The organism is Sphingobium sp. (assembly GCF_036170395.1).
Taxonomy (GTDB): Bacteria; Pseudomonadota; Alphaproteobacteria; order Sphingomonadales; family Sphingomonadaceae; genus Sphingobium.
The window spans coordinates 56,863-69,168 of the sequence record NZ_JAVHPD010000040.1 but is presented as its reverse complement, the minus strand read 5'-3'; the positions used below and the strand labels follow the sequence as shown (position 1 = coordinate 69,168).

Annotated in this window: 11 protein-coding genes and 1 tRNA gene; 4 read left to right on the top strand and 8 right to left on the bottom strand. The window is 67.0% G+C overall.

Going from position 1 to position 12,306, the window contains the following annotated elements; translation table 11 throughout:
• Positions 1 to 102: 102 nt before the first annotated feature.
• Positions 103 to 1,245 (bottom strand): AI-2E family transporter, encoded by a 1,143-nt coding sequence (locus V2B31_RS11075; protein ID WP_328278420.1) that lies wholly within the window; start codon positions 1,243 to 1,245, stop codon positions 103 to 105.
• A gap of 253 nt (positions 1,246 to 1,498) precedes the next feature.
• Between V2B31_RS11075 and V2B31_RS11070 the strand changes: the two genes are divergently transcribed.
• Positions 1,499 to 1,960, top strand: coding sequence for a hypothetical protein (locus tag V2B31_RS11070; RefSeq protein WP_328278418.1), 462 nt, complete (start codon positions 1,499 to 1,501; stop codon positions 1,958 to 1,960).
• Between the two features lie 167 nt (positions 1,961 to 2,127).
• Here V2B31_RS11070 and V2B31_RS11065 read toward each other — a convergent pair whose 3' ends face one another.
• From V2B31_RS11065 to thyA, 4 genes are all read right to left on the bottom strand, one after another.
• The gene (locus V2B31_RS11065; protein WP_328278416.1) at positions 2,128 to 3,426 is read right to left on the bottom strand and encodes a dihydrolipoamide acetyltransferase family protein; all 1,299 of its coding nucleotides are present in this window, start codon (positions 3,424 to 3,426) and stop codon (positions 2,128 to 2,130) included.
• Between the two features lie 5 nt (positions 3,427 to 3,431).
• Positions 3,432 to 4,436: an alpha-ketoacid dehydrogenase subunit beta gene (locus V2B31_RS11060; protein WP_328278427.1), complete on the bottom strand. Its 1,005-nt coding sequence runs from the start codon at positions 4,434 to 4,436 to the stop codon at positions 3,432 to 3,434.
• 223 nt (positions 4,437 to 4,659) lie between these two features.
• The gene (locus V2B31_RS11055) at positions 4,660 to 5,955 is read right to left on the bottom strand and encodes a 3-methyl-2-oxobutanoate dehydrogenase (2-methylpropanoyl-transferring) subunit alpha (RefSeq protein WP_328278414.1); all 1,296 of its coding nucleotides are present in this window, start codon (positions 5,953 to 5,955) and stop codon (positions 4,660 to 4,662) included.
• A gap of 120 nt (positions 5,956 to 6,075) precedes the next feature.
• Positions 6,076 to 6,999 (bottom strand): thymidylate synthase, encoded by a 924-nt coding sequence (gene thyA, locus V2B31_RS11050; protein WP_328278425.1) that lies wholly within the window; start codon positions 6,997 to 6,999, stop codon positions 6,076 to 6,078.
• Positions 7,000 to 7,140: 141 nt separating this feature from the next.
• Between thyA and V2B31_RS11045 the strand changes: the two genes are divergently transcribed.
• Positions 7,141 to 7,440: a JAB domain-containing protein gene (locus V2B31_RS11045; RefSeq protein ID WP_328278412.1), complete on the top strand. Its 300-nt coding sequence runs from the start codon at positions 7,141 to 7,143 to the stop codon at positions 7,438 to 7,440.
• Positions 7,441 to 7,548: 108 nt separating this feature from the next.
• Positions 7,549 to 7,625, top strand: a tRNA-Pro gene (locus V2B31_RS11040).
• 35 nt (positions 7,626 to 7,660) lie between these two features.
• Here V2B31_RS11040 and V2B31_RS11035 read toward each other — a convergent pair.
• The 3 genes from V2B31_RS11035 to V2B31_RS11025 are packed head-to-tail and all read right to left on the bottom strand — an operon-like array spanning position 7,661 to position 11,471.
• Positions 7,661 to 8,059, bottom strand: a complete 399-nt coding sequence (locus tag V2B31_RS11035) for a YdbL family protein (protein ID WP_328278410.1) — start codon at positions 8,057 to 8,059, stop codon at positions 7,661 to 7,663.
• Complete coding sequence (locus tag V2B31_RS11030) at positions 8,056 to 8,244, bottom strand: YnbE family lipoprotein (RefSeq protein WP_328278408.1); 189 nt, start codon at positions 8,242 to 8,244, stop codon at positions 8,056 to 8,058. Before V2B31_RS11030 ends, V2B31_RS11035 begins: the two co-directional genes overlap by 4 nt.
• Positions 8,241 to 11,471 carry an intermembrane phospholipid transport protein YdbH family protein gene (locus V2B31_RS11025; RefSeq protein WP_328278406.1) on the bottom strand — a complete coding sequence of 1,077 codons (3,231 nt, stop codon included), beginning with the start codon at positions 11,469 to 11,471 and terminating at the stop codon, positions 8,241 to 8,243. Before V2B31_RS11025 ends, V2B31_RS11030 begins: the two co-directional genes overlap by 4 nt.
• A gap of 135 nt (positions 11,472 to 11,606) precedes the next feature.
• Here V2B31_RS11025 and radC point away from each other — a divergent pair, with 135 nt between their 5' ends.
• Positions 11,607 to 12,305: a RadC family protein gene (gene radC, locus V2B31_RS11020; RefSeq protein WP_328278404.1), complete on the top strand. Its 699-nt coding sequence runs from the start codon at positions 11,607 to 11,609 to the stop codon at positions 12,303 to 12,305.
• Position 12,306: the final 1 nt, after the last annotated feature.

The following is a 12,306-nucleotide window of genomic DNA, read 5'->3' as shown; positions in this document are numbered from 1 at the left end:
CGGCACTCTAACCAACTGAGCTACACCCGCGTTCGGTGTGGAAGCGCCGTCTATGAGCGTCTGCCGGGGCTGTCAACCGTCCGCGCCCCCGCTTTCCTCTTTCTAGTCATTTTCTTTGCGGCGCGGCACCGTCAGCGTGCCCTGCTCGAACAGGAAGCCCGCGATATCGGGCGTCCCGGCCGCCGCGACGACGGTCTGGATGATGATGAGCAGCGGCACCCCTAGCAGCGCGCCCGGCGTCCCCCACACCCATCCCCAGAAGGCGAGCGATACCAGGATCAGCAGCGGGTTCATCGTCAGCCGCCGCCCCAGCAGCATCGGCGTGATGACATTGGCCTCGACCAGGTGGAACCCGATCTGGAGAGCCGCGGGCAGCAGCGCCACCCATACATCGTCGAACACCATGAGCCCGCCCAGCCCCAGCAGCGCGGCGGCCAGCATCGGCCCGAAATAAGGAACGAAATTGAGCAAGGCGACGATCCCGCCCCACATCAGCGGCGATGGCATCCCGATCACCCACAGCGCGAAGGCGACGGCAAGGCCGAGGCAACTGTTGATGATCGCGATGGTGATGACATAGGCGGAGGTCGCGTCCACGACATTCTGGATCACCCGCGCGACCGCCATCGCCCCGTCGAAACTGCCCCGGCTGTTGATCGTCCGTCGCCTTAGCCGCGTCCAGCCGGCGAGGAAGAAATAGATGATGAGCAGCGCGAACACCATCTGGATGAACGCCGCCGGCGCGCTGGTCGCAGCAAATTGCAGCAGCGATCGCGGCGCATCAACCGCCGAAGCCTGCGCCGCCGCCACCGGCCCGCTCGCGATCATATCGACGGTCTCGTCCACGAAGCGCTGGAGATTGGCATAGAGGTCGATCAACGGGGCGAGATTGGCCTGTATCTTGGGCAGACGCTGGGGCAGCGCCGCGAACCAGTCGGTCGCCGGCACGATGATGAGGACCAGCGCGGTATTCGCCACCAGCAGGAAGCCGATCAGCGCCAGCAGCGCGGCCAGCCCCGACGGAATGCCCCGCCGCTCCATCCATTCGAGCAACGGCACCAGCGCGATGGCGATCACCAGCGCGGCGGTCAGCGGCAGAAAGAATTCCGCCCCCGCCCGCAACGCGAAGGGCAAGGCCAGGATCAGCCCGATCCCCGCCGACAGCGCGATCGACGCCAGCAACCGGTCGCGCCGGCGGTTGATTTCCTGAAGGTCGGCGGCGCTCGGCTGATTCCCGTTGCTCATGGGCCAGATGTGAAGCGGCGGCGCGGCAGCGTCAATTTACAATGGCTGTTCGGCGGATCGCGGCACTTTCGTCATGCCAGCGAAGGCTGGCATCTCTCTTCCTTCTTTCCCGCTCGAAGAAAAGGGAGATGCCAGCCTGCGCTGGCATGACGGGGTCGTCAGCCGCTTCCTGGTCAACCCCAACGCCGCCTTAACCAAATATTCGGCGCATACCGCTATCCCCGCAGCCGGGGACATGAGAACGGGGCAAGGCATGAAGCAGGCGCTCGTCGCGCTGGCGATGATGGGGGTGAGCCACGCGGCATCGGCGCAGCCGGCGGTGCGGCTCGACACCCAGATGTTCGTCGAACGGGTCAGCACCGACCTCAACGGCCGCCCGCGCCGCACGCTGGAAAGCGCCGCGCGCGCCGCGCCGGGCGAGCCGGTCATCGTCATCCTCCACTGGCGCAACGAAGGCGCGCAGCCGGTGCGCAGCTTCGCCGCCAGCCGCACAATGCTGCGGGGCCTCACGCCCGATCTCACCGCCCCCGGCGTTCAGGTGTCGATCGACGGTGGGCGCAGCTGGGACAGGTTCGACCGGCTGTGGCTGCCCACCCCGCTCGGCGGCATCCGCCGCGCCGTGGCGGAGGATGTGACCCATGTCCGCTGGCTGCTGCCCGACGCCGCCGGCCCCGGACAAGCGGGCCGCCTCAGCTACCGCAGCGTGGCGCGCTGACGCAGTTTGAATATGCTGGGCTAATCTGCATCACCCCGTTCGTCCTGAGTAGCCATTGAGCGAAGTCGAAATGGCGTATCGAAGGACCGGTGCTTCGATACGGGGCTTCGGCAGGCTCAGCCCCTACTCAGCACGAACGGTTCATAATTAAATTAGAGGCCGCAGCACTAATCCACGAACAGGAAGGCAGGCGCCTCCAGCCTTTTCTTCACCGCCTGCACGAAGCTCGCCGCATCCCAACCGTCGACCACGCGATGGTCGCAGCTGATCGACAGGTTCATGAGCTTCGCCGCGACGACTTCCTTGCCCCGGAAGACCGGCCGCTCGATCACGCGATTGGGGCCGATGATCGCCACTTCGGGCCGGTTGATGACCGGCGTCGTCGCGATCCCGCCCAGCGGCCCCAAGGAGGTCAGCGTCAGCGTCGATCCGCTCAGTTCCTCGGACTTCGCCTTGCCCGTCCGCGCGGCCTCGGCCAAGCGGCGGATTTCGCTCGCAAGCTGCCAGATGTTCCTGTCCTGCGCGTCGCGGATCACCGGCACCATCAGCCCCGCATCGGTCTGCGTCGCGAGGCCCAGATGCACAGAGCCGTGCCGCGTCACCACGCCTGCCTCGTCGTCATAGCGCGCGTTCAGCATCGGGAAGTCCGGCAAGGTCTTGCAGATGGCGACGATCAGCAGCGGCAGCATGGTGAGCTTGGGCCGCTCCCCGCGTCCCTCGTTCAATTGCTCGCGCAGCGTCTCCAGCGCGGTGACGTCGATCTCATCGACATAGGTGAAATGCGGGATATGCCGCTTCGACGCCGCCATATTCTCCGCGATCCGCCGCCGCATCCCGATGACCCTGACCGTCTCGTCGCCCCGCCGCGCCGACCGCCCGGCCGGCGCATAGCCCTGCCCCGACCCGTAGAGCAGATAGGCGTCGAGATCGGCATGGCGGACGCGGTCGCCCGAAGGCTTCACCTGCGACAGATCGATACCCAACTCTTTCGCTCGCGCCCGCACGGCGGGGGACGCGAGAACTTCTACTCCCCTCCCTTCCAGGGAGGGGTTGGGGGTGGGTGCCGGCGAAGCCGGCTTTTCTTCCGGCGCGACGACAGGAGGCTCGCTGCGCTCGCCACCCACCCCCGGCCCCTCCCTTGAAGGGAGGGGAGATTCGCTCACCGCCGTCTCCGCCGCGATCGTCTCCTTGGCTGGCGGCGGCGCAGCGCCGATTGCGCCATCGCCCTCGACCTCGATCTCCACCAGCATCGCCCCGATCGACACCTGGTCGCCCGGCTCGCCTGCCAGCCGCACCACCGTGCCCGCCACCGGGCTTTCCATCTCGACCGTCGCCTTGTCGGTCATCATGTCGGCGATCGGCTGGTCCTCCTCGACCCGGTCGCCGACCTTGACATGCCAGCCGACGATCTCCGCCTGCGCGATGCCTTCGCCGATGTCCGGCAGCTTGAACGTGAACAGCGCCATGACGCTCAATCCTTCATGATCTTGGTGATGGCCTCGCGGATGCGCACCGGCCCCGGAAAATAGGCCCATTCCAGGCTGTGCGGATAGGGTGTGTCGAACCCTGTGACCCGCTCGATCGGCGCTTCGAGACGATAGAAGCAGCGCTCCTGCACTTGGGACAGCAGTTCCGCGCCGAAGCCGCTGGTCCGCGTCGCCTCATGCACGATCAGGCAGCGGCCGGTCTTGCGCACCGACGCCTCGATCGCCTCGATGTCGAGCGGCACCAAAGTCCGCAGGTCGATGATCTCGGCATCCACCCCCATGGCCGCGACCGTGTTCTCGACCACATGCACCATCGTGCCGTAGCACAGGATGGTCAGCGCCTCGCCCGCCCGCGCGATTCGCGCCTTACCCAGCGGGATGCGATAATAGCCCTCCGGCACTTGCGCGTCGGGATGCCCCGCCCAGCTCTTGGCCGGCGTGTCATAATGGCCGTCGAACGGCCCATTATAGATGCGTTTCGGCTCGAAGAAGATCGTCGGATCATTATCCTCGATCGCCGCGATCAGCAGCCCCTTGGCGTCATAGGGCGTCGAGGGGATCACCGTCTTGACGCCAGAGACATGGGTGAAGATGCCCTCGGGCGACTGGCTGTGCGTCTGCCCGCCGAAGATGCCGCCGCCGAAGGGAGATCGCACCGTCATCGGCGCGATGAACTCGCCCGCCGAGCGATAGCGCAGCCGCGCCGCCTCGCTCACCAGCTGGTCGAGTGCGGGGTAGATATAGTCGGCGAACTGGATTTCCGGCACCGGGCGCAGGCCATAAGCCCCCATCCCCACCGCCACGCCGATGATCCCGCATTCGGTGATCGGCGTGTCGAACACGCGGTTCTTGCCATATTTCTGCTGGAGGCCCGCCGTGGCGCGAAACACCCCGCCGAAAAAGCCGACATCCTCGCCCATCACGACGACTTGCGGGTCGCGGTCCATCATCACGTCCAGCGCACTGTTGATCGCCTGGATCATGTTCATGTGGGTGGTTTGGGTGGTGGGTTCGGTCATGCTCATACTTTCCCTCTCCCTTGGGGGGAGAGGATAGCGGAGCTTGCCAGCTTGCTGGCTAGCGCAGCTTGGTGAGGGGGCGGCGGCCTGTCGATGGCACACATCACCCTCATCCAACTCCGCCTAACTCGCTTCGCTCGCAAGGCTTCGTATCCTTCTCCCATCAAGGGAGAAGGTTTGATCGCCAAGCCCCTCACAGCCCCGCCGCCTTCCATTCGTCCAGCATCTGCTGTTGCTGTTCGCGCAAATGCCAGGGCATTTCCTCGAACACATCCTCGAACATCGACTCCATCGGATGGTGGAGGCCGTGGCCCAATATCCCGTTCTTCTCCGCCTCGCGCGCGGCGTCGCGGACCAGCTCGGCCAGTTCCTTGTCCATCGCCGCATGGAGCTCCTCGTCCCAGATGCCAAGGCCGATGCAATGCGCCTTCAGCCGCGCGATCGGATCGCCCAGCGGCCACAGACTGCTTTCCTCGGCGGAGCGATAGGCGGTCGGATCGTCCGAGGTGCTGTGGCCCTCCACCCGATAGGTGAAATGCTCGATCAAGGTCGGCCCGCCATTGGCCCGCGCCCGGTCGGCGGCCCAGCGGGTCGCCGCATAGACCGCCAGCACGTCATTGCCGTCGACCCGCAGCCCCGCAATGCCATAGCCGATCGCCCGCGCCGCGAAGGTCGTCGCCTCCGCTCCCGCAAAGCCTGAAAAGCTGCTGATAGCCCATTGATTATTCACCACATTCATGATGACGGGCGCGCGATAGACGCTGGCGAAGGTGCAGGCCGAATGGAAATCGCCCTCCGCCGTCGATCCCTCCCCGCACCAGGTCGCGGCGATCCGCGTGTCGCCCTTCGCCGCGCTCGCCATCGCCCAGCCGACCGCTTGGGGATATTGGGTGGTGAGGTTGCCCGAGATCGAGAAGAAACCCGCGTCGCGCGCCGAATACATGATCGGCAACTGGCGGCCCTTCATCCGGTCGCCCTTGTTGGAATAGATCTGGTTCATCATGTCGACGATGGGCCAGTCGCGCGCGATCAATATTCCCTGCTGGCGATAGCTGGGGAAGCACATGTCATCCCGCGACAGCGCCAAAGCCGCGCCGATCGACACCGCCTCCTCGCCGGTCGATTTCATGTAGAAGCTGGTCTTGCCCTGCCGCTGCGCGCGGAACATCCGCCCGTCGAACGCGCGGGTCAGCGCCATGTACCGCAGCATCTTCAGCAGCGTCTCGGCCGGCAGCTTCGGGTTCCAGGGGCCGACCGCCTGCCCGTCCTCGTCCAGCACCCGCACCAGCCCATAGGCCATGTCGCGTATGTCGGCGGGCTGCGCCGCCTCGTCCGGGCGCGGCTGCGCGCCGGCGGGCGGGATGTCGAAATGGGTGAAGTCGGCCGCCTCGCCCGGCCGCGCCGGCGGCTCGGGCACATGGAGCCTGAGCGGGGGCAGATTGCGCCCCACCGGCCCGTCCTGCCCCGCAAATCCATTAGGATCGCTCATCCTACCTCCTTTGTGCATTGCAACAATATTGCTTAGCGCAGATATTATATTTCAACGCCGCAAAAGGCAAGCCTTACTGACCCATTATATGCGATTCAGCTGTCCCACTCGCTGTTCGCTTTACACCGCCACGGGCGCTGCAATGTGGCTTTGCGGCGCGTAATCGACCACCTCGAAATCCTCGATTCGATAGTCGAAAATGCCCGAAGGCCGCCGATTTATCCGCAGCTTGGGCGCGCCCGCGGGCACCCGCCGCATCTGTTCCTCGACCAGGTCGGCATGGTTCAGATAGAGGTGCACGTCGCCCCCCTGCCACACCACCTCGCCGGGCTCCAGATCGGTCTGCTGCGCCAGCATCCGCGTCAGCATCGACAGGCCGAATATGTTGAAGGCAAAGCCGAGCCCGAGGTCGCAACTGCGCTGGAACAGCAGCCCGTTGAGCCGCCCGTTCGCGACTTGGAACTGATAGGTCATGTGGCAGGGCGGCAGCGCCATATTCGGCACCTCCGCCACATTCCAGCCGGTAAACAGCAGCCGCCGCGACCCTGGCGTGGCGCGGATCGCCTCGACCAGTTCGGCAATCTGGTTGCGCCCCTTGTCGGCCCGCCGATACAGCCCCTCACCCGCAGGCTCATAGACCGGCCAGTTCACCCATTGCGCGCCATAGACCGGCCCCAGATCACCCCAGCGCGCGGCAAAGTCCGCGTCCGCGATGATCCGCGCCTCGAACGCATCGCGATCAATATCCTCCCCGGTCGCCCGGCGATAGGCGTCGAGAGGCCAGTCGGTCCAGATATGGACCCCCTGCCGCACCAGTTCGCGGATATTGGTGTCCCCGGTCAGGAACCACAGCATCTCCCGCGCCGCGACCTTCCAATAGACCCGCTTGGTGGTCAGCAGCGGCACCGCATCGTCCGCCAGCGAAAAGCGCATCATCGCGCCCAAAATGGATCGTGTGCCGACCCCCGTCCGGTCGATCCGCTCGTCGCCATGGGTCCAGACATGCCGCATCAGGTCCAGATATTGCTGCTCATAATGGGGCATGTCGGTCAAAGGGGCGGTCCTGCAAAGCGAGTCTGTGCCCCGCTTCTAGCCCAGCCCCGCATTCAGGTCATGGCGCTTTGTCCGCTCCGTTTCGGATCGGGTTGCGCTGGCATTGTCCCATGGGCGTGCGACCATCGCGCTATGACGGAAGACGACAGGCTGACGCTCGCTCTCCTCGACCGCGCCGGCCGCCCGGTGCGGGTGGAGTCGCTGGCGTCCGACTGGCGCGACACGCTTCGCCGGCTGGTCGCGGACGAAGGCAGCTGGATCGCGCTGTTCCAGCAGCGTCCTGCCGCCCGCTCCGCCAGTCCGAGCGCCGACGACATCGCCCTCACCCGCGCGCTCATCCGCACCCTCCGCCCGCTCGACCTGCACCTTGCCGACCATGTCATCGAGGCCGGAGAAGCCCGCTTCAGCTTCCGCGCGGCAGGCCTCCTCTGACCCGCCCCGAAAAAAGCATCATTCGCGCTTGCCAGCCCCCAAAGCCCTCTTTATAGGCGCACTCCTGCCTCGCAGGACCGCCCTTCAACCGGCGGTTCCGGCATCGGTCGGGGAATAGCTCAGCCTGGTAGAGCACTGTCTTCGGGAGGCAGGGGCCGGAGGTTCGAATCCTCTTTCCCCGACCAACTTTCTCATGAAAATCGCCGCTGACGGCCGCGCCTCAGCCCGCCGTCGCGCAATAGGGCGGCAGCGCGATTGGCGCCGCGCCCTTGGTCTGCCACGCGCCCGCGCCGATGCGATAGGCCTGACCCTGCTTCAGCCGGCCGAGCGTCTGGCAGGCGGTGGCGGCGGCGACATCCTGCACGGTCACGCCGCGCTGGCTCGCAAGCTGCGTATAGGCGGCGCGGCGCTTGATGTTGATCGCCTCGACCTCCGAGCGCACGTCCGCGCCGACCGATCCGGCGATGCCGAGATAGCCGTCGGCCTGCTCGCCCACCGTGCCCGCGTTCAGGGCAGCGGCAACCACGCCCGACTGAGCGCGCGCGACGCCGGTCATCATGAAGCCGCTCGCCAGCGCAACCGCGGCTCCTGCGGCGAGTATCAGCATCTTGCGTGTCATTGCGGGAACAACTCCGGGTTATTCTGGATCAGATCCTGGGCGTCGCGCTGCAACCGCACCACGACTTCCTGCTGCACCTTCACATTCAGGTTGATCTCGATCGGCTTGTCCGGGGCTTTCACCTGTATGCACCCCCCCAGGGCAAGACCGGCGAGACCGGCCATCATGATCGCTCGTTTCTTCATTTCGGCTCCCCTTCTGGCACTGTGTCGCTTTCCGCAGGCTGAACCGCAAGACCTTGTTGCGTTTCCGTTCGGATCTTCTGCTGCATCTGGTCGCCGATGCTGTTCTGGATCAGCTGCGACGGATCGATGAAGGATTGGGCGGTGCCGAGCAGCCCTCGGAAGGGCGCGGCGATGCGGACGTTGAAGATGAAGGGCAGGCCGGTGAAATTCTTCGCCAGCCCCGCCGGCGCGCCGCCGATCTGCCCGCGATTGACGCCGTTGAAGACGACATTGGTCACCATCTCCCCGTCCAGCGCGCCGTCCATCAATATGGTCAGGCACTTATATTGCAGGTTCTTGAGCGCATCGAACGCCATGCGGCCCATGGTGCCGAGCTGCTCGTTCGACACCGGCCCGATATAGGAGAGCACGCCCGACTGGCGCGTGGGATCGCAGGGGATGGTCGGCAGCACGCCTTCGGGCATGATGAGCGGCGGCATACCCTGCTGCCGCGCGACCAGCACGCCGCCGGCGACGCGCCCGCCCTGCGCGTTGAAGATCAGCGGCATGATGCCGTCGAAGGTGCCGGTGGCCGAGACATTGTCCAGTTCCATCGCCTGGATGAACGCGCCCGCATCCAGCCCGATCACGCGGAAGGTCAGGTAGCGGTCGACATCGGCGGAAAAATCCATGGTGGTGGGCAGCAGCACCAGTTCGCCGCCCGAAAAAGGCCATCCGCCCCCCTCGATCCGCACCTTCTGCCCCGGCTCCAGCCGATAGCGCACCACGCCGTCGCGCACCTCGACGCCCGGATTGACCGACCTGATCCGCGCCTCCTGCCCCGGCGCGGTGACGAGGTTGACGAGGTCGGTGAAGCGGATCTCGCCCGAAAGCCCTTCGACCGGACCGAACGCTGCGGCGAGATTGGCGTTGTCGGTGCGGAAGGTGCCGGTGGAGGTGACTCCAGCGGCGGTCCAGTCGATCCGCCCCTGCCCCGTCACCGTCGCATTCACATTGGCGACGACGCCGAGCGCGAGCGGGGTCAGTTCCTCTGGCTGAAGCCCGGCATTGAAGACGAGGCCGGGCACATCGAGATCGGCATGACCGCGCCCGGTGGATAGATCATGCGCGACAGCGACCTTCGCCACGGTGGCGCTGCCGCGCGGGGCGGTGAGCGTGCCGTTAGCCGCGATGCGCCCGTCCTTCAGAGTAAGGGCGAAATCGGGCACAGGCATCGGATGGAAGCGCGCCGGGCTTTGCGAATCGCGCACCGTCATCGCCGCGCGCAACGACAACGCGCCGCCGGCAAAACGCCACTCGCCCGCGCCCTCCTCGACGATCAGAGGCACCGCGCCGATCTGGCCACCCGCGCCGCTCAGCTTGCCGGTAAAGCCGCCTGCCGTCATCGCGCCATCGAGGCTCGCGGCGGTCAGGCGGACGGGCGCGTCCTGCGGCCCGATCGTCAGGGCAGGGTTCGTCAACGCAAAGCCTGGTCGGCCCAGCAGCATCCGCGCCTGCGTGGCGGTCAGCCGCATCGGGCTTTCGCCGCTACGCCCATCGAGCGCGAGATCGCGGATGGCTACGCCGCCCCTCACCCCGCCTGGCCCCATCGCCAGCATCGCCCCGCCCTCCGCCGGGCAGAGCGTCTGCTGCGTCCGCCCCAGCGAGAACGCGCCATATCGCGCTTCGGTCAGCGTCAGCGGCGCGCAGCCTGGGTTGATGGTCACCGCGCCATTGGCCGCTACACGGCCCTCGACCGGCAGTGTGAGCCCACGCAAGCGTCCGTCAGGCAGCGGTCCATCGAGCCGCATCGCCGTCGCGAACCGGGTCGCGCCGCCCCGGTCGGCGGTGAAGCGCACCGTCTCCAGCGCCAGCCGCGCGTCACCGGCGGCATAGGGATCGACGAACAGCTGCCCGCCAAATCCGCCGCTCGGCCGCCGCGCCAGCTTAAGCGCGGCCCTTGGCAAGCCGCCGCCGTCGGTCGTCACTGCGCCGTCCAGCGCCCAGTCCAGCCCGGCCGCCTTGCCCGGCCAGGCGATCGTCAACCGGCTGCCCTGCGCCAGCCCGATCCGCGCGTCGCTCTGCGCATCGAGCGCGCCATCGGTAAGCGCGATGCTCCCCGCGCCGCCCTTTTTAACCAGCGCGAACGTCATCCCGACCCGGTTGCGCCGGCTCGCCCGCTCCGCCGCGTCGACGAGGCGCTCGGCCAGCGGCGCGACCGGCGTGCCCGCTGCGCTCGTCCGCAGCGCGCCCAGCGGATCGCGCCCAGCAAAGCGCAGATCTTGTCCGGCCAGCCGACCCTTGAAATTCGTGCCCTCGCGCCCGACCGTCCAATCGCCAGTCAGCGCCGCTTCCCGCAGCGCAGCACCCTGCCCGCTCAGCGCCCGCGCGGCCATGCGCACCTGCCCGGCAGTCCGCGCGGCATCCCCATCGAACGTCACCCGCCCCTGCGGCGCGGCAAGGATCAGCCCTCCGCCTTTCAGCGCCTGCCCGGAAAGATCGACATGCCCGGTCCAGCGATCGAGCGCGTGGCCCAGCGTCAGGTCCATGACGGCCGCCGGGCGCGCCATCGCCAAGCCATTGCCTGGGCAGCCGAGGGAGTCGGCGCGCACTGGCCCGCGCAGTTGCGGGCGTCCCCCTTGCATCGCGAGATCGATCATCGCCCGCCCCATGGCGAGCCGGCAGCCAGCCACCACGCCGCTCGGCATGGCGGCGGCCACCTTGCCCCGGAATCCCGACCGCAGATTGCCGCTGCCGTCGATCTGCATCCCCACGCGGCCGGCGTCGGTGTCGAGCGTCATGCGCGCGTCGGCGAGCGACAACAGTATGTCGGGCAGGCTGAACGGCGCGGTCGAGGCGGGATCGCGGAACCTGTCCAGCTCGCCCAGCCGCAGCTCGCCGTCGCGCAGCGATCCGCGCAGCCGCACGCCGCCGGCCCGCACCGCCGCGACCTGCGGCGTCAGGCCGGTGAAAGCGATATCGACCTCCACCCAGCGCGCGGTCAGATCGGGCCGCTTGGGATCGCCCAGCACGATATTCTCGATCCGCTGGGTGCGCAAACCCACATCGACCAGATCATAATCGGCCTGTACCCCGCGTCGATTGAGTTCACGGGTGACGAAATTCTCGGCGATCGGCGCGCGCTGCGTCCATAAAGCGACCAGGACCAGGGCCAGCGATCCGGTGCCCACCCCCAGCCAGCGCAACCATGCCCGGCGAACCGCCATGTCGCCGCCTTCTTCTTCCATGCGTCTCGGCAACCCCGGCTCTTGCTGCGATGCGGACATCCGTAACGGCAGCACAACGTCCTGGCGACGGGAAATATCCTTGCCCGCCAAATCCGCAGCTTATAGCGTCATTTCCGCCGGCTCAGGGGGATCGTCTTGGCGGAACAGGAAGACAGGAAGGCGGCCCATGACGGCGCGGGGCATCGCGCGCGGCTGCGGCAGAAGCTGGCGGAGGCGGGTGGCGAGGCGCTGCACGATCATGAACTGATCGAATATCTGCTCGCCCTCGCCATTCCCCGCCGCGACACCAAGCCGCTGGCGAAGGAATTGCTGCGCCGCTTCGGCGGGATCGGCGGGCTGATGGCGGCGGACTGGCAGGCGATCGCCAAGGTGCCGGGCATGGGCGACACCAGCGTCGCCGCCATCAAGATCGTGCAGGCGACCGCGCTGCGGATGCTCCGTAACGAGGTGGCGGAACGGCCGGTGCTGGGCAGCTGGCAGGCTTTGCTCGACTATCTGCGCGCCGACATGGCGCATCTCAGCATCGAACGGGTGCGGGTGCTGCACCTCAACAGCCGCAACATGCTGATCCGCGACGACCATATGGGTGACGGGTCGATCGACCAGGCGGCGATCTACACGCGCGAGGTGATAAGACGGGCGATCGACCTGGGATCGGCGGCGCTGATCCTGGTCCACAATCATCCGAGCGGTTCGCCCGAACCGAGCCGCCAGGACATCGATATCACGCGCCAGATCATCGACGCGGGCAAGCGGCTGGGCATCGCCGTGCACGACCATGTCATCATCGCCGCGCAGGGCCATGTGAGCCTGCGGGCCAAGGGGCTGTTATAGG

What these genes read in the sequence shown, in the direction of transcription:
- V2B31_RS11025 (WP_328278406.1), bottom strand. Translation starts at nt 11,471, where the DNA reads ATGGAAGAAGAAGGCGGCGACATGGCGGTTCGCCGGGCATGGTTGCGC.
- V2B31_RS11070 (WP_328278418.1), top strand. Translation starts at nt 1,499, where the DNA reads ATGAAGCAGGCGCTCGTCGCGCTGGCGATGATGGGGGTGAGCCACGCG.
- V2B31_RS11065 (WP_328278416.1), bottom strand. Translation starts at nt 3,426, where the DNA reads ATGGCGCTGTTCACGTTCAAGCTGCCGGACATCGGCGAAGGCATCGCG.
- V2B31_RS11060 (WP_328278427.1), bottom strand. Translation starts at nt 4,436, where the DNA reads ATGAACATGATCCAGGCGATCAACAGTGCGCTGGACGTGATGATGGAC.
- thyA (WP_328278425.1), bottom strand. Translation starts at nt 6,999, where the DNA reads ATGCCCCATTATGAGCAGCAATATCTGGACCTGATGCGGCATGTCTGG.
- V2B31_RS11045 (WP_328278412.1), top strand. Translation starts at nt 7,141, where the DNA reads ATGACGGAAGACGACAGGCTGACGCTCGCTCTCCTCGACCGCGCCGGC.
- V2B31_RS11030 (WP_328278408.1), bottom strand. Translation starts at nt 8,244, where the DNA reads ATGAAGAAACGAGCGATCATGATGGCCGGTCTCGCCGGTCTTGCCCTG.
- V2B31_RS11075 (WP_328278420.1), bottom strand. Translation starts at nt 1,245, where the DNA reads ATGAGCAACGGGAATCAGCCGAGCGCCGCCGACCTTCAGGAAATCAAC.
- V2B31_RS11035 (WP_328278410.1), bottom strand. Translation starts at nt 8,059, where the DNA reads ATGACACGCAAGATGCTGATACTCGCCGCAGGAGCCGCGGTTGCGCTG.
- V2B31_RS11055 (WP_328278414.1), bottom strand. Translation starts at nt 5,955, where the DNA reads ATGAGCGATCCTAATGGATTTGCGGGGCAGGACGGGCCGGTGGGGCGC.